Source organism: Pseudoxanthomonas kaohsiungensis (genome assembly GCF_010211765.1).
GTDB classification, from domain to species: Bacteria; Pseudomonadota; Gammaproteobacteria; order Xanthomonadales; family Xanthomonadaceae; genus Pseudoxanthomonas; species Pseudoxanthomonas kaohsiungensis.
Genome location: NZ_PDWO01000008.1, coordinates 47,194 through 62,900, shown reverse-complemented (window position 1 = coordinate 62,900; position 15,707 = coordinate 47,194). Strand labels below are relative to the sequence as shown.

Sequence of the window (15,707 nt, the reverse complement as noted above, 5' to 3'; positions counted from 1 at the left end):
CTCACTGTGACGAACGTCATTGTGACAAATGGATGCAAACGGAATTAAAAGCGTGTTAACGTCGATCCAGGTCGAGCATTACGGCCTCGTTCAGGTTTCGGCTCTGGGGAAGAAAAGCCGATTCAAATCAATATCTTAGGGGAAAACTAGATGGCCAGAAACGTCTCCGGAGCTGCCCGGAACCGCTTGAGCGCTGCCCTCTCTCCGCCCTGGTCCTGCCGCTGGCCGGGCACGCCTTCGCCCAGCAGGCCGACACCGTGAGCGCAGCGTCCGAGGAGACCGTCTCCGGGCAGGCCACGGCCTCCGGCGGCACCGCCACCCTGGACAAGGTGACGGTGGTCGGCTCGCGCATCAAGCGCGCCGAGATCGAGGGCCCGACCGCGGTGACGGTCGTCACCCGCGAAGACATTGACCGCGAAGGTTTCCAGAGCGTCGCGGACATGCTCCAGAGCCTGAGCCAGAACGCGACCACATCCTATACCGGCGACCTCGGCGTCACCGGATTCTCGCCCAATGCCCAGGTCGTGAACCTGCGCAACCTGGGACCCGGCTACACGCTGGTCCTGATCAACGGCCGTCGCCCGGCGCAGTATCCGCAGCCCTACAACCGCGACAACAACGTGGTCAACGTCCGCGCGATCCCGAGCTCGGCGGTCGAGCGCATCGAAGTGCTCAGCGGCGGCGCATCGGCGATCTACGGCTCCGATGCCGTCGCCGGCGTGGTGAACATCGTCCTGCGCGAGAACTTCGATGGCAACCAGCTCCGGCTGACCGCCGGCACCACCGCCAATGGCGGCGGCGACACGGGCGGCTTCGAACTGCTCGGCGGCAGGACCGGCGATCGCTGGAGCGCAGTGTGGGCGGCGCAGTACCGCGCCACCGACCCCGTGTTCGCGGACCAGCGCGACTTCCTGTCCGACACCCGCAAGGGCCCGCTCGGCTACGACTTCACTAATCCGGCGCTGTCGCTGATCATGATCCGCGGCGTCGCCAACGCCAACGGCCCGGTCAACCACAACGCCTACTACCCGGGCCAGGCGGCGTGCGACGCGCTCGGCTTCGAGACGCGCACCACCAGCGCGCGCGGCCTGTACTGTGGCTCCTTCACCCAGCCGGCATCCCGCTCGATCTCCAACAAGCAGGAGGCGATGAGCGTTTACGGCCACGGCACGTTCGACATCACCGACACCACCCAGGCCTGGGCCACGGCCAGTTACTTCGAAAGCGAGTCGGCCGCCAGCTCCGGCACCGAGTTCTGGGGCACCAGCGGCGACCGCTTCAACACCACCCGCACCGGTGCAACGACCGCGTTCCTGTGGAATACCAGCACCCGCGACCTGGTCCAGCTGCAGCGCGTGTTCTCGCCCGAGGAACTGGGCGGGCCCGAGGCAGCGGTTTCGAAGTTCGATGAGTACACCTACGACATCGCCGCCGGCGTGAACGGCGTGATCGGCGACCGCTTCAACTGGGACGCCTTCGGCAGCTACGGCTACTACAGCTACCGCCAGGACCGTCCGCGCCTGCTCGCCCAGGCGGTGCACAACTACTTCCTCGGCCCGCGCCTGGGCTGGGCCAGCTCGACCGGCGTGATCAGCGCCACCGGCCTGTACCCGGTCCACAACATCGACCTGGCCAAGTGGTCGGCACCGATCACGCCCGACATCTACCGTTCGTTCTCGACCCGGGTCATCAACGAAGGCGAGACGAGCTCGTCCAATGCCGGCTTCAACATCAACGGCGACCTCTTCGACTTGCCGGCCGGCGCCTTGGGCTGGGCGGCGGTGGCCGAGTGGAACCGGCAGACGGTGGACCTGCGCAGCGATCCGCGCACCGACCAGCTGCGCCCCATCGACGACCAGACGATTTACAACCTGACCAGCTCGGGCCGTACGGTCGGCGAACGTGACCGCTTCGCGATCGGCACCGAATTCCGCATTCCGATCTTCGAGACGCTGACCGCACAGGCGGCGGCGCGCTGGGACCAGTACGACGACATCTCCAACGTCGACGACGCGGTCACCTACAACCTCGGCCTCGAATGGCGCCCGGTCGACAGCCTGCTGCTGCGTGGCTCGTATGCCACCAGCTTCCGCGCCCCGGACATGCAGCTGGTCTATGCCGAGGGCTCGGCGTCGTTCGCGAGCGTGCTCGACGAGTACGCCTGCCGTTCCGGCACCGGCGCAGGCGCGGCGCAGGGCCCGCGCACCCGCACCCAGTGCAACGTCACCGGCGACCCGACCATCTACCAGGCCCAGACCCTCATCGCCGGAAACCCGGAGCTGAAGGAAGAAGAAGGCGAGTCGTGGGGCGCCGGCTTCGTGTGGGACATCACCGACAGCATGTCCGCGTCGATCGACTACTACCGGATCAAGCTTGAGGACGCGGCATCGCAGTTCTCCAACGATTACCTGCTGCAAAGCGAGGCGGCCTGCCGCCTGGGTTCGTTTAGCGACGGCAGCCCGGCCCCGAGCCAGGCGATCTGCGACAGCGTGCTGACCCTGATCACCCGAGAGAATTCGCCGGGCGCGCCGACCGATCAGCGCATCCAGCGGATCAACTCCGCATACATCAACACCGCGCTGACCGATACCAGCGGCATCGACGCCACCTACCGCTGGGGCTACGACACCGACCGCTACGGCACCTTCACCACCGACCTCGCCTACACGCTTGTCCTGACCAACGAGTACAAGCAGCTCGAGGGTGACGACCTGATCGACTACCGCGACCGCTCGCCCTACTACTGGACTCCCCAGCGCAGCCGCGTGCGCGGCAGCGTGAGCTGGAACTACGGCGATTGGACCACTACGGTATTCGGCACCCGCCTGGGCTCGGCGTACTCCAACGCCGCGGTCGACGGCACCAACGCCGCCGGCGGTTGGTACCCGCGCCGGCTCCCGCCGTACATGCTGTACAACCTGTCCGTTCAGAAGCGGTTCGGCGACAACGTCAGCGCCGAGCTGCAGGTCGTCAACGTGCTGGACAACCAGTACCGCCTCGACAACAGCTTCACCGCCTACCCGTTCTACCAGCCGTGGATCGGCGCCGACCCGCTCGGCCGCCGTTTCTACCTGAACCTGAACTGGCGCTTCTGACGGCCAGGTGCGTGACCGAGAAGCCCGGCGAAAGCCGGGCTTCTCTTTGCAAAACACGATTTGGAGGCCGAATGAACCGCAGGATTGCCCTTGCGCTGCTTGCCGGGATCGCAAGCGCGCCCACCCATGCCGCCGCGCCCACCATACCAATCGAGGATTTCGTCAGGCATCCGACCTACAGCGGCGTCAAGATTTCGCCGGACGGTCAATACCTGGCCATGACCGTCGACCGGGGCGAGCAGGACGTCCTCACGGTGTTGCGCACCGACAACCTGTCGGTGGTCAAGGTCAACCAGCTGCCCGACGACAAGAGCGTCGGTGCGTTCCATTGGACAAGCCCGGAGCGGCTCATGTTCACCGCGGTGCGCAAGGTCGGCAGCTTCGAGCAGCCGTTCGGCACCGGCGAGTGGTTCGCGGTCAATGCCGACGGCAGCCAGCCGCGTCCGCTGATCTTCTACGGCACCCGGGATGCGACCCAGCGCAACAAGCAGGTCGACAACGAGCGCTTCTCGCTGCTGGATACGCTCCGTGACGACGACCGCAACGTGATCATGGAAGTGAACTTCCCGCTTTCCAAGGAAGGCGCGGGCACAGAGCTGGTGATGATGGACACGCTCACCGGCCGTCGCACGTCGCTCGGGCGCGCACCCAAGCCAGAATGCAGCATGACGCTCGACGCAGCCAAGAAGGCCCGCTTCGCGGTCTGCACGTCCAGCCGCGGCGACGAAGGCGAGTACGACGAGCGCAGCGAGCTCTACCGCCGCGAGGACAACGGCACCTGGACGCTGGTCAACGCGTCCAGGACCGATGGCAAGCACCTCAGCGTGGTGCGTACCACGGCCGATGGCACGGTCTACGCCTCGCAGAGCGATGGCAAGGCGCCCGATGCGATCGGCACGCTCGACACCAACACCGGCTCGTTCACGCCGTTGCACCAGGACAAGGTCGCCGAGATCAGCCGCACCATCTGGTCCACCGACGACAAGAGCCTCATCGCGGTGGTCACCGAGGCCGGCGCGCCCACCGTGACCCTGATCGACGAAGCGCATCCCGATGCGGAGATCTATGGCTCGCTGGCCGCCGCATTCCCCGGGCAGATGGTCGACTTCGCCAGCGCCACCACCGATGGCGAGCAGATAGTGGTCTCGGTCTACAGCGACAGCAATCCGGGCGAGTTGTACCTGTACGACCGGAAGGCAGGCAAGGCCCGATTCCTGATGCAGGGCCGCGCGTGGCTGGACCCGAAGCAGATGGCGTCGGTCAAGCCGTTCTCGGTCAGGACCCGCGACGGCACGACCGTCTACGGCTACCTCACCCTGCCCAAGGGCTCGACGGGCAAGAATCTGCCGATGATCGTCAACCCGCATGGCGGCCCGATCGGACCACGTGACAGCTGGCGCTTCAACAGCGAAGCACAACTACTGGCCAACCGGGGTTACGCCGTCCTGCAGGTCAACTTCCGCGGATCGGGCGGCTATGGGGATGCGTTCCGCGACGCCGGCCACAGGCAGTGGGCGCAAGGCATCCAGAACGACATCATCGATGCCACGCGTTGGGCGATCGACCAGGGCTACGCCGACAGGGAGCGGATCTGCATCTACGGCGGCAGCTTCGGCGGCTACTCCTCGCTGATGGCGCCGATCCGCGCTCCGGGGCTGTTCCAGTGCGCGGTCGGCTACGTCGGCGTTTACGACATGGAGATGATGTTCACCAAGGGCGACATCCCCAGGCGCACCTCCGGGCAGCGGTACCTGCGCCGCACCCTGGGGACAGAGAAGGCCGAGCTGCTCGCCGCCTCGCCCACCGCGCAGGCGGAAAAAGTCGGCATCCCGGTCCTGCTGGTGGCCGGCGCGCGCGACGAACGCGCCGTGCCCGAGCAGACCGAGGCGATGCGCGACGCGCTGGCCAGGGCCGGCAACCCGCCTGTGGAAACCCTCATCCAGTCCGGCGAAATGCACGGCTTCTACAAGGAAGAGAACAACCTGGCCCTTTACACGAAGATGCTGGCGTTCTTCGACCGCAACATCGGGGCGGCGGCCATGGCGGGCGCACCCGCCGGGGGCGACTGACCGCCGGTCCCGGGCCGGCGCCGCCGACCCGGGAACCATCCCTGCGGTCGGGGTGACTAACGGCCATTCCGGCGTGCCGGCGACGCGGCCAGAATGGCCAGGCGCACGGTCGCGCCCACAAGGAGGAATGGCATGCACACAAGGCACTGGAAGGCGGCGGGATTGCTGCTGGTCACTTCGCTGCTGGCTCCGGCCGCGTTCGCCGCCGACACGCCAACCCGAAAGCCACCCCCGGATCCGACCGAGGACGCGCTGATGATGAGCGCCGGCTTCCTCTCTTCGCATCCGGACCTGCGCTTCCGCCTGAACGGGCAGAAGCGCTTCAGTGAAGGCAACTACGCCGACGCCTTCGACTTCTTCCAGCGCGCGGCCTGGTATGGCGACAAGCCCTCCCAGGGCATGGTCGCGGAGATGCTCTGGACCGCCAAGGGCGTGGCCCAGGATCGGCCGCGTGCGTATGCGTGGATGGACCTGGCGGCGGAGCGCGGTTACGACGGTTTCGTCACCCATCGCGAGCGCTACTGGGCCGCGCTGGACGAAGCCGAACGCGCGCGTGCCATCGAGGTCGGCCGCGAGGTTTACGCGAAATACGGCGACGCCGCCTCCGAACCGCGGCTCGAGGCGGTGTTGCGACGCGAGCGAGCCAAGCAGACCGGCAGCCGCACCGGATTCAGCAGCACGCTGAAGATCTACGTCCCCGGCCCCGGCGGAACATACGACCAGATCGACGGGTCCAAGTACTACGACGAACGCTACTGGGATCCCAAGCAGTACCGCGCCCTGCAGGATTCGATCTGGGCGCGCTCCTACACCGGTCGCGTCGACGTCGGCCCGGTCCAGCAGATCGGCGCGGACGGAAACCCGAATTCCCGCGTGCCGGCAACCGCCCCGCAGACCGATGCGCCCGAGCCACGGAGCCCCGAACCGGACGATACGGTCCTCGGCGACAAGCCCGGGCGCTGAACCGTACGCGGGCGTAGGCATCCCCTTGCGCCTGCGCTAGAGTGGCGCCACGGCCCGGGTTCCGACGCCCGGCCCCCACATCCTGGAGGGGATATGCGCAATACCGGTTTCAAATCGATTTACGCCGCGCTGCTGCTGCCGGCGCTGTTCGCCGCCGGTTCGGCCCTCGCCGCCGACCCGGTGGTCGGCAAGTGGAAGACCATCGACAGCGAGACCGGCAAGCCCAAGTCGATCGTCGAGATCACCCAGGCGCCCAACGGCGCCCTCAGCGGCCATATCGTCGAGCTGCTCAACCCGAGCAAGCCCAATCCGGTCTGCGACAAGTGCAGCGACGACCGCAAGAACAAGCCGATCACCGGGATGGAGATCATCCGCGGCATGAAGGCGTCCGGCAGCGGCAAGTACGCCGGCGGCACCATCCTCAAGCCCGACGAGGGCAAGGTCTACAAGTCGAAGATGGAACTGGTCGAGGGCGGCAAGAAGCTGGAGGTGTCCGGCTGCATCGCCTTCATCTGCAAGTCGCAGACCTGGCTGCGGCAGTAGTCCCGCCCCGCCAGGCGTGCCTGCGACCCGGCTTCGGCCGGGTCGTCGCTTTTCCGGGGGCATGGGCCCGTGCGTCGCCAGTGGCGGCGGGCCCCGCACCGGCCGCGGGCGATAATCCCCGCCCCCTCGCATCGTGCCCGCCATGACCCGCCCTGCGCTCGTCACCAACGCCCTGCCCTACGCCAATGGCCCGCTGCACCTGGGCCACCTGGTCGGCTACATCCAGGCCGACATCTGGGTGCGGGCGCGGCGCATGCGCGGGGACACGGTGCACTACGTGTGCGCCGACGACACCCATGGCACGCCGATCATGCTCGCCGCCGAGAAGGCCGGGGTCACGCCCGAAGCCTTCATCGCCGGCATGCAGGCCAGCCATGAGCGCGACTTCGCCGCGTTCGGCGTGGCGTTCGACCATTACGACTCGACCAACTCCGCCGCGAACCGCGAACTGACCGAGCAGTTCTACGCGCGCCTCGAGGCCGGCGGCCACATCACGCGGCGCAACGTGGCCCAGTTCTACGACCCGGCCAAGGGCATGTTCCTGCCCGACCGCTACATCAAGGGCATCTGCCCCAATTGCGGGTCGCCGGACCAGTACGGCGACAACTGCGAGGTCTGCGGCGCCACCTACGCGCCGACCGACCTGAAGGAGCCGAAGTCGGTGCTGTCCGGGGCCACCCCGGAGATGCGCGACTCCGAGCACTTCTTCTTCGAGGTCGGGCGCTTCGAGGGCTTCCTGCGCGAGTGGCTGGCCGGCGACGTGGCGCTGCCCGGGGTGAAGGCCAAGCTGATGGAGTGGCTGGACGCCGACGGCGGCCTGCGCGCGTGGGACATCTCGCGCGATGCCCCGTACTTCGGGTTCCAGATCCCCGGCCAGCCGGGCAAGTACTTCTACGTGTGGCTGGACGCACCGATCGGCTACCTGTCCAGCTTCCGCACCCTGTGCGCGGAGAACGGCGCGGACTTCGATGCCATCCTCCGGGCCGGCAGCGACGCCGAACTGCACCACTTCATCGGCAAGGACATCGTCAACTTCCATGGCCTGTTCTGGCCGGCGGTGCTGCACGGCGCCGGCCTGCGCGCGCCCACGCGCCTGCACGTCAACGGCTACCTGACCGTGGACGGGGCCAAGATGTCCAAGTCGCGCGGCACCTTCATCATGGCCCGCACCTACCTGGACGTGGGCCTGGCACCGGATGCGCTGCGCTACTACTTCGCGTGCAAGTCCTCCGGCGGCGTCGACGACCTGGACCTCAACCTGTCCGACTTCGTCGCCCGCGTGAACAGCGACCTGGTCGGCAAGTTCGTCAATATCGCCAGCCGCTGCGCGAAGCTGCTGGAGACGCATTTCGGCAACGTGCTGTGGGCCGCGCCGGCGCTGGCCGCGGACGCCGAGGCGCTGGGCGATGCCTGGCGCCAGCGGGTCGAACTGCTCGGCAGCGTCGGCGCGCATACGCACGACGTGGCTGCCGCTCTCTACGCGGAGGACAACTTCGCCGCGGTGGCGCGCAATGCGATGGCCGCTGCCGACCAGGTCAACGAGTACATCGCCCAGGCGGCGCCGTGGGCGCTGGCCAAGGACCCGGCGCGGCGCGACGAACTCCACCTGGTGCTGGGCACCGCGCTGCAGGCGTTCGCCGACATCGCCGGCGTCCTCAAGCCGATCGTGCCGTCGACCATCGGCCGGGCCGAGGCCTGGCTGGGGGTGGAGCTGGCGGTGGACCGCCGCATCGACCTCGATGGCCGCACCCTGCCCTCCGGCTACGTCCCGCTGTTCACCCGTATCGACCCCAAGCTGATCGACGCCATGACCGACGCCTCCAAGGACACCCTCGCCGCCGCTCCGGCCCAGCCCGTCGAGGCGAAGAAGGCCGATGCGAAGAAGCCGGAAGCCGCGCCGGCGCCTGCGGGCGAGGCCACGGCCCACATCGGCATCGAGGATTTCGCCAAGCTCGACCTGCGCATCGGCAAGGTCCTCGAATGCGGCTTCGTCGACGGCTCCGACAAGCTGCTGCGTTTCCTGCTCGACGCCGGCGAGCTGGGTCAGCGCCAGATCTTCTCCGGCATCCGCGCCAGCTACGGCGAACCGGAGAAGCTGGTTGGACGCAACGTGGTGTTCATCGCCAACCTCGCCCCGCGCAAGATGCGCTTCGGCGTGAGCGAGGGCATGATCCTCTCCGCCGGCTTCGACGGCGGCGCGCTGGCCCTGCTCGACGCCGATCCCGCGGCGCAGCCTGGCATGCCCGTCCGCTGAAGCGGACGTTCCTGGCGTTGCGGACGCGCCGCGGGCAGGCAGCGCCGTTGTCGCGGCACCGCATCCACCCTGCCCCCAGGCACCCGTGCGCCGGCGACACCATGGATCTGGCCCTGGTCGACTTCGACCACACCGTCACCACCTGCGACACCTACGCCCGCTTCCTGCGCGGCATCGCCAGCCCGCAGCAGCGTGCGGGCGAGGCCTGGCGTGTCGGACCCTGGCTGGCCGGCTACCGGCTGGGCCTGGTTTCGGCCACCGCCCTGCGCACGCGCGTGACCCGGCTGGTCTTCACCGGCGGCGATCCGGCGGCGGTCGCCGCCGCCGGCCGGCGCTATGCCGACGAAGCGCTGCCTGGCCTGCTGCGTCCCTGGATGATGGAACGCATCGCCTGGCACCGTGCGCGCGGCGACACCCTGGTCCTGGTATCCGGCTCGCTCGACCTTTACCTGGCCCCCTGGTGCCACCGACATGGCATGGAGCTGCTGTGCAACCGGCTCGAAGTGGCCGAGGGACGCCTCACCGGCCGCTATCTCGGTGGTGATCGCGGCGCGCACAAGGCCGCCGACATCCGCGCACGCTACGACCTGTCGCGGTACCGGCGCATCCACGCCTATGGCGACAGCGCCGAGGACCGGCCGATGCTGGCCCTGGCGCACGAACGCTGGTACCGCGGGCGTCGCCTCGCCTGACGCCCGCGGGTCGCCCTGCCGCGGCGGCGCGCTGATGGATAATGCAGCGCCGGCGTGACGCCGGACACGACGTCGCCGCCGCCCCATGACCACGCCTCCCATCGCCGCAACGGACCTGGTCGAGCGCCTCGACCGCCTGCTGCCGCAGACCCAGTGCGGCCAGTGCGGCTACGCCGGCTGCCGTCCCTACGCCGAAGCGATGGCCAGCGGCGAGGCGGGCATCGATCGGTGTCCGCCCGGTGGCGACGCCGGTGCGCGCGCGCTTGCGCATGTGCTGGCGGTGCCGGAGGCGCCGTACGACCGGACCCGTGGTGAGCACAAACCGCCGCAGGTGGCCGTGGTGGTGGAGGCCGACTGCATCGGCTGCACCAAGTGCATCCAGGCCTGCCCGGTCGATGCGATCATCGGCGCCAACAAACTGATGCACGTGGTCCTGGATCCGCTGTGCACCGGCTGCGAGCTGTGCGTGCCGGCGTGCCCGGTGGACTGCATCGTGATGGAGTTGCGCCCGGACGCGGCCTGACCCGTCCGGGCTGGAGATCCCGCTGCCGCGCACGACGCGGGCAAGGCCGGCGCCTACGAAGGGGTCACGGCCTGCAGGCCGAGCAGATCCGCTCGACGGTGTAGCCCTTCGCGCGCAGCTTCTCGACCACGCCGTCCTCGCCGAGCAGGTGCAGCGCGCCGACCACGACCAGGGTGTCGTCGTCCTGCCTTGCCAGGCGCTGCTCGAGCTTCGGCAGCCAGGCGTCGTTGCGCTGGACGTTGATGCGGCGGTACAGCGCCGGATAGTCGCGCTTCATCTCCGCGGCCATCTCCCTCCACATCCGCTCCGCATCGCCCGCGCGCCAGGCCGCATGCAGGTCGCGGTAGCGATCCTGGCCTTCCTCCACCTGCTGCAGCGCATCGGCCAGCATCTGCCGCTGTTCGTCCAGGCTCATGCCTGCGAGCACCGCGATCTGCTCGTCGCCACGTTCCAGGCCCGCGGTCGGCTTGCCCGCGCGCGCGGCGCCCTCCATGAAATGGCGGTCGAGCCCCAACGCGGGATCCAGTCCCTGCTTGCCCATTTCCATCAGGGCGATGGTCAGGCCGATGAACCACGGGTCGAACGCCGCCAGTTGCGCCAGCGGCAGCTGGTGGGCCGCGGCGTACCCCTGCAGTTTTCCCCAAAGCGCCGGCCCTAGGTCCCGCTCGAGGGTGCCGGCGCGGGTCCGCATCGCCGCCTGCGCCATCCTCGCCGGCAGATCCGGCGCGTTGGCCTCCTCCGGCGCGAGTTCGAACACCAGCCCCTCGGCATCGGCGAAGGCGGCGTCGACATCGGCGGACAACGGGTAGTCCTCGCGCCTGAGCAGGTGGAAGGAACCGAGCAGGTACACCGCATTGTCGGCATCGGAGACCTTCCACAGCAGTGGAACCGGCGGACCGGCGTGGGCCGGCGCGGCACCGGCGAGCAGCAGCGACAGCGCGGCCGCCAGTCCGCTGATGAAACGCTTCAGTGGCATCGCGTGGAGGACTCCCAGGGGCCGGCCGGCGCTCATTGCACCGGCAACTTGTAGTTCTTCTCGCCCGCATCGATGGCCAGGTCAAGGCGGTTGCCCGCCGGTGGCAGCGGGCAGGTGGCGAACAGCGTGAACGCGCAGGGCGGGTTGTAGGCACGGTTGAAGTCGAGCATGACCTTGCCGTCGGCCTCGGGCCATGCGGCCTCGAGGAACCGCCCGGCCGGGTAGCTGCCGTGGCCGCTCGTACCGTCGGCGAAGACGAAGAACAGCTCGCGGCCTGCCTCGCCCAGCGCTTCGAGCCGGTAGGTCCGTCCGTCGCGCTCGAACTCGACCACGCCGGGGCTGGGCGAATCGCTCTGGGTGCCGACGATGTCGGCGACCGGCAGGGTCTTGCCCGGTGGGTGCGGCACGAACCGCGCCGGGATCCGCCAGGACGGATCGGTCGGCCAGTAGCTCAGCCCGGCGAACTGCAGCCGGGTCCTGGCTTCGGCATGCCGCACCCGCAACGCATGGCGGTCGCCGCGCTTGAGCAGGGTGACCAGGCCCTTGCCTTCGTCGAAGCCGATCACGCCCGGCTCCGGATCCTGGTCGCTGGGAAGCGCCACGCGGCCCTTGAGCGGCTCGCCGTTGAAGGTCAGGGCGACCCCGCTCTCCGGCGTGAACCACCACTTGCCGGCATCGTCGCGCGTCACCATGCCCATCTTCTCCGGGCCGAACGCGAAGCGCACGCCGTTGCCGATGCGCGCGCCACTGCCGATGTAGTGCGCCTTGAGCTCGAGCCAGTGCAGGCCGACCAGGCTGGTCCAGCCATCGGGCCGCAGCAGGTCTTCCACCCGCCGGTTGCGCCAGGCCTGCTGTTCGGCCATGAACGCCTGGTCCACCTTCGGCGCGGCCTGCCGGTCCGCATCGCCGCCGCCCGATCCACCGCAGCCGGCCAGCATCGCCGGCAGCATCGCCATCCCCATGGCGACGCCGACCCACCTTCCGAACCTCATCTTCCCCTCAGGAACCATCGATCCATCTCCCCCAGGCTGAAGCGCGCCCAGGTCGGGCGGCCGTGGTTGCATTGCCCCGAGCGCTCGGTGGCTTCCATGTCGCGCAGCAGGGCGTTCATTTCCGGCACCGTCAGGCGCCGGTTCGCACGCACCGCTCCATGGCACGCCATCGTCGACAGCAACTCATCGCGCGCGGCGGCGACCCGGCGCGTGGCACCGTGTTCACGCAGGTCGGCCAGCACGTCGCGCAGCAGGCCCTCCGGCTCGGCATGCGCCAGCAGCGCCGGTACGCTGCGCACGCTCAGCGCCTGCGGACCGCTGCGGGTGACGTCGAAGCCCAGTTCGGCCAGGGTCGGCGCTTCGCGTTCGGCCACGTCGGCATCGCGTTCGCCCACCGCCAGCACCAGTGGCACCAGCAACGGCTGCGCACGCAGGCCGATGCCGTCGTGCGCGGCCTTGAGCCGCTCGTAGCCGATGCGCTCGTGCGCCGCATGCATATCGACCACCACCAGGCCTTCGGCGTTCTCGGCGAGGATGTAGATGCCATGCAGCTGCGCGACCGCATAGCCCAGCGGCGGCACCTGGCCATCGCCGGCCGGCAGCGTGGCGTCCTGGCGCGGCATGGCCGGCGCGAATGCTTCCGGCGGCGCCTCCGCCCTGCCGTAGAGCGCCGCGTAGGCGCCTGCCGCCTCGTCCACGCGCAGGCCCAGCGACTGCGGCTGCGGCGTCCACGCCGCCATCGTCGCCGCGCCCTGGATCGCACCCGCGGACCCGAAGGCGGGCGATCCGCCTGCCGCCGGTGCGCCCGGCATGGAAGCGACATCGGTGCCCGCGCGGGTCTGCGCCAGCGCCTCCTGCAGCGTGCGATAGACGAAATCGTGGATCAGCCGCGAATCGCGGAAGCGCACCTCGTGCTTGGCCGGGTGCACGTTGACGTCGACGCGGGTCGGATCGAGTTCCAGGAACAGTACGTAGGCCGGCTGGCGGCCGTGGAACAGGACGTCCTGGTAGGCCAGCTTCACCGCATGGGCGACGCTGCGGTCGCGCACCGAGCGGCCGTTGACATAGAGGTACTGCTGGTCGGCGCTGGAGCGCGAGTAGTGCGGCTGCGCGATCCAGCCATGCAGGCGCAGGCCGGCGCCGCTGTGGTCGATGCGCAGCGCGCTGCGGGCGAAGTCCTCGCCCAGCGTCTCGCCCAGCCGCGCGGCGGCGTCGAGGTCGCCGGCCTTGTAGCGGCGCGACGGCTTGCCGTTGTGGCTGACCCGCAGCTCCACGTCCGGGCGCGCGAGCGCCAGCGACCGCAGCCACTCCTCGATGTGGCCCAGCTCGGTGCGCTCGGCGCGCAGGAACTTGCGCCGCGCCGGCACGTTGAAGAACAGGTCGCGAACCTCGACGGTCGTGCCCGGCGCGTGCGCCTTCGGCGCGATCTCGCCCACGCGGCCGCCATCGACCTGCAGCGACGCGCCGTGTTCGTCGCCGGGCCGGCGCGAGGCGAGCTGGAAGCGGCTGACCGAGGCGATCGACGGCAGCGCCTCGCCGCGGAAACCCAGCGTCGCCACCGCCTCCAGGTCGTCGAGCGAGGCGATCTTGCTGGTGGCATGCCGGCTGACCGCCAGCGGCAACTCGTCGGCGGCGATGCCGCCCCCGTCGTCGCGGATCCGGATCAGGCGGACGCCGCCTTCCTCCAGGTCGATGTCCACGCGGCGCGCGCCCGCATCGAGTGCGTTCTCGACCAGTTCCTTGACCACCGAGGCAGGTCGTTCGACGACCTCGCCGGCGGCGATCTGGTTGATGAGGGTGTCCGGAAGCGGTCGGATCGGCACGGCGTCGCGGCGTCGGGCGCCGGATCGGAAGACATGCGCGTGATGATAGCCGCAGGCGGGTCGCGGCGGTTCGCGAAGCGGGCGCCCCGGCAGGACGCCCGAGGCAATGGGAACAGCCAGGGCAGCGGGATCAGTCGGCCCGCGCATGCGCGGGCGCGCACGCTGTCAGGGGGTGCCGCCCCCGGCCATGGCCACGCTTTCGGCCTCGGCGCGCGCGGCGAACAGCGTGCCCGGTGGCGGCTGCCGGGTGAAGAAGGTATTGATGCCGTCGACCACCGCGCCGGCGACCTTGCGCTGGTACGCCGGGTCGACCAGCCGCTTCTCTTCCTCGGCGTTGGAGATGAAGGCGGTCTCCACCAGCATCGCCGGCATGTCCGAAGTCCGCAGCACGGCGAAGTTGGCGCGCTCGATGTTCGGCTTGTGGTTGTTGCCCACCCGCTTCAGGCCACCGAGCACATGGTTGGCCGCGTCCTCGGATGCACGCATGTGCCCGCTCTGGGCCAGGTCCAGCAGCACGCCGGCGAGCACGTTCTCGGTCTGCTGCAGGCGCACGCCGCCGACCAGGTCGGCGGCGTTTTCCTTGTCGGCCAGCCAGCGGGCGCGCTGCGAGGAGGCGCCCTTGGTCGACAGCACGTAGACCGACGAGCCTCGCGCGCTGCGGTTCTCGGCCGCGTCGGCGTGCAGCGAGACGAAGATGTCGGCCTTGGCCGCGCGCGCGCGCTGGGCGCGCATCGGCAGCGGGATGAAGACGTCGCTGTCGCGCACCAGGAAGGCCTTCAGCCCCGGCGTGGCGTTGATCTGGCGCGCCAGTTCGCGGGCCATGGCCAGGGTCACGTCCTTCTCGCGCTTGCCGGTCGGGCCGATCGCCCCGGGATCCTGGCCGCCATGCCCGGCGTCGATGGCCACGACCAGCGGGCGCATGCCGGCGGCGGAAATCGACGGACGCGGCGCCACCGGAACCGGCGCGGCGGCGGCGACCGGATTGGCCTGCGGCGGCGCGCTGGCGACTGGCGGGGTTTGCGTCGCAGCCACCGCGGGGCCCGGCGCCGGTGCGGCACCTGCCGCCGCCATGCCCGGCGAGCGGCCTTCGAGGATCGCCTGGGCGGAGGCGGCGGCCACGGGCGCGGGCACCGTCGGCGGCGCGGCGGGCGCCGGGGTCGGCGGGCGGCTCAGCGCTTCGGTGACCTGCGCGGTCAGCAGGGCGGTGGCGCGTGCGGCTTCGGCACGGCTGTCGGCCGATGCGGCGGCCGATGGCGTCGTCGCTGCGGCAGGCACGACGGCCGGCGCCGCCGCAGTCATTGACGGGGCGCCGTCGCCGGGCCATTCGATCAGCAGCCGCGCGCCGTCGCGCGAGGGTTCCATGCGCAAGGGCAACGCGGCCACCGGCGCGGCGAGCTCGAAGACGATGCGAAGCGTGCCGGGCACCGGCTGTCCGGTGCGCACGGAGGTCACCACGCCGGCCGGGGCCGGCAGGCGCATGCCACGGGCCGCCTGCGAATCCGGCAGGTCGACCACGAGCCGGTGCGGTGCGGTGAGCGACAGGGTGCGGTACTGGCCGGCGCCTTGCAGCTGGATCTCGGCGCGGGTTCCGGTGGCGCCCTGCTCGAGTCCGACCGCGTTGACCTGGCCGGCCCAGGCGGCGCCGCAGCACAGCAGCGCGGCGAGCACGAGGCCCACGCTCAACCATGGCTGGATCCGGGACGTCCCCTGGCGCATGGGCCGGATTCAATCACCGTGCGCCAAGGAATGCAAGTATTTTTCCCTTAATAATCCGGAG

The 15,707-nt window shown here is 69.7% G+C and carries 11 protein-coding genes; 7 read left to right on the top strand and 4 right to left on the bottom strand.

All coding sequences use genetic code 11. From position 1 onward, the window contains the following. Positions 1 to 257: 257 nt before the first annotated feature. From CSC66_RS10025 to rnfB, 7 genes are all read left to right on the top strand, one after another. Positions 258 to 3,095, top strand: a complete 2,838-nt coding sequence (locus CSC66_RS10025; protein WP_162377255.1) for a TonB-dependent receptor plug domain-containing protein — start codon at positions 258 to 260, stop codon at positions 3,093 to 3,095. A 71-nt stretch (positions 3,096 to 3,166) separates the two neighbouring features. Continuing rightward, positions 3,167 to 5,164 (top strand): S9 family peptidase, encoded by a 1,998-nt coding sequence (locus tag CSC66_RS10020; protein ID WP_162377254.1) that lies wholly within the window; start codon positions 3,167 to 3,169, stop codon positions 5,162 to 5,164. Between the two features lie 132 nt (positions 5,165 to 5,296). Next, on the top strand, positions 5,297 to 6,127 hold the full coding sequence (locus CSC66_RS10015) for a sel1 repeat family protein (protein ID WP_162377253.1): 831 nt from the start codon (positions 5,297 to 5,299) through the stop codon (positions 6,125 to 6,127). Between the two features lie 93 nt (positions 6,128 to 6,220). Next, positions 6,221 to 6,670 carry a DUF2147 domain-containing protein gene (locus tag CSC66_RS10010; RefSeq protein WP_162377252.1) on the top strand — a complete coding sequence of 150 codons (450 nt, stop codon included), beginning with the start codon at positions 6,221 to 6,223 and terminating at the stop codon, positions 6,668 to 6,670. Positions 6,671 to 6,812: 142 nt separating this feature from the next. Next, entirely contained in the window at positions 6,813 to 8,924 is a 2,112-nt protein-coding gene (gene metG / locus CSC66_RS10005; RefSeq protein ID WP_162377251.1) for a methionine--tRNA ligase, read from the top strand. 101 nt (positions 8,925 to 9,025) lie between these two features. After that, positions 9,026 to 9,616: an HAD family hydrolase gene (locus tag CSC66_RS10000; RefSeq protein WP_162377250.1), complete on the top strand. Its 591-nt coding sequence runs from the start codon at positions 9,026 to 9,028 to the stop codon at positions 9,614 to 9,616. Positions 9,617 to 9,701: 85 nt separating this feature from the next. Next, a complete protein-coding gene (rnfB, locus tag CSC66_RS09995) occupies positions 9,702 to 10,139 on the top strand; it encodes an Rnf electron transport complex subunit RnfB (protein WP_162377249.1) in 438 nt (145 codons plus the stop codon). 64 nt (positions 10,140 to 10,203) lie between these two features. Here the strand turns inward: rnfB and CSC66_RS09990 are convergent, their stop codons facing one another. The 4 genes from CSC66_RS09990 to CSC66_RS09975 form a co-directional block, all read right to left on the bottom strand. Further along, entirely contained in the window at positions 10,204 to 11,115 is a 912-nt protein-coding gene (locus tag CSC66_RS09990) for a TraB/GumN family protein (RefSeq protein WP_162377248.1), read from the bottom strand. A 32-nt stretch (positions 11,116 to 11,147) separates the two neighbouring features. Then, positions 11,148 to 12,107, bottom strand: a complete 960-nt coding sequence (locus CSC66_RS09985; protein ID WP_238394356.1) for a DUF1684 domain-containing protein — start codon at positions 12,105 to 12,107, stop codon at positions 11,148 to 11,150. After that, positions 12,104 to 13,930: a DNA mismatch repair endonuclease MutL gene (gene mutL, locus CSC66_RS09980; protein WP_162377247.1), complete on the bottom strand. Its 1,827-nt coding sequence runs from the start codon at positions 13,928 to 13,930 to the stop codon at positions 12,104 to 12,106. Before mutL ends, CSC66_RS09985 begins: the two co-directional genes overlap by 4 nt. 165 nt (positions 13,931 to 14,095) lie before the next feature. After that, entirely contained in the window at positions 14,096 to 15,646 is a 1,551-nt protein-coding gene (locus CSC66_RS09975; RefSeq protein ID WP_162377246.1) for an N-acetylmuramoyl-L-alanine amidase, read from the bottom strand. Positions 15,647 to 15,707 lie beyond the last annotated feature (61 nt).

Bases quoted from the DNA above. Each gene is read 5' to 3' on its own strand.
- CSC66_RS10020 (WP_162377254.1), top strand. From the start codon at position 3,167: ATGAACCGCAGGATTGCCCTTGCGCTGCTTGCCGGGATCGCAAGCGCG.
- CSC66_RS10015 (WP_162377253.1), top strand. From the start codon at position 5,297: ATGCACACAAGGCACTGGAAGGCGGCGGGATTGCTGCTGGTCACTTCG.
- CSC66_RS10010 (WP_162377252.1), top strand. From the start codon at position 6,221: ATGCGCAATACCGGTTTCAAATCGATTTACGCCGCGCTGCTGCTGCCG.
- metG (WP_162377251.1), top strand. From the start codon at position 6,813: ATGACCCGCCCTGCGCTCGTCACCAACGCCCTGCCCTACGCCAATGGC.
- CSC66_RS10000 (WP_162377250.1), top strand. From the start codon at position 9,026: ATGGATCTGGCCCTGGTCGACTTCGACCACACCGTCACCACCTGCGAC.
- rnfB (WP_162377249.1), top strand. From the start codon at position 9,702: ATGACCACGCCTCCCATCGCCGCAACGGACCTGGTCGAGCGCCTCGAC.
- CSC66_RS09990 (WP_162377248.1), bottom strand. From the start codon at position 11,115: ATGCCACTGAAGCGTTTCATCAGCGGACTGGCGGCCGCGCTGTCGCTG.
- CSC66_RS09985 (WP_238394356.1), bottom strand. From the start codon at position 12,107: ATGAGGTTCGGAAGGTGGGTCGGCGTCGCCATGGGGATGGCGATGCTG.
- CSC66_RS09975 (WP_162377246.1), bottom strand. From the start codon at position 15,646: ATGCGCCAGGGGACGTCCCGGATCCAGCCATGGTTGAGCGTGGGCCTC.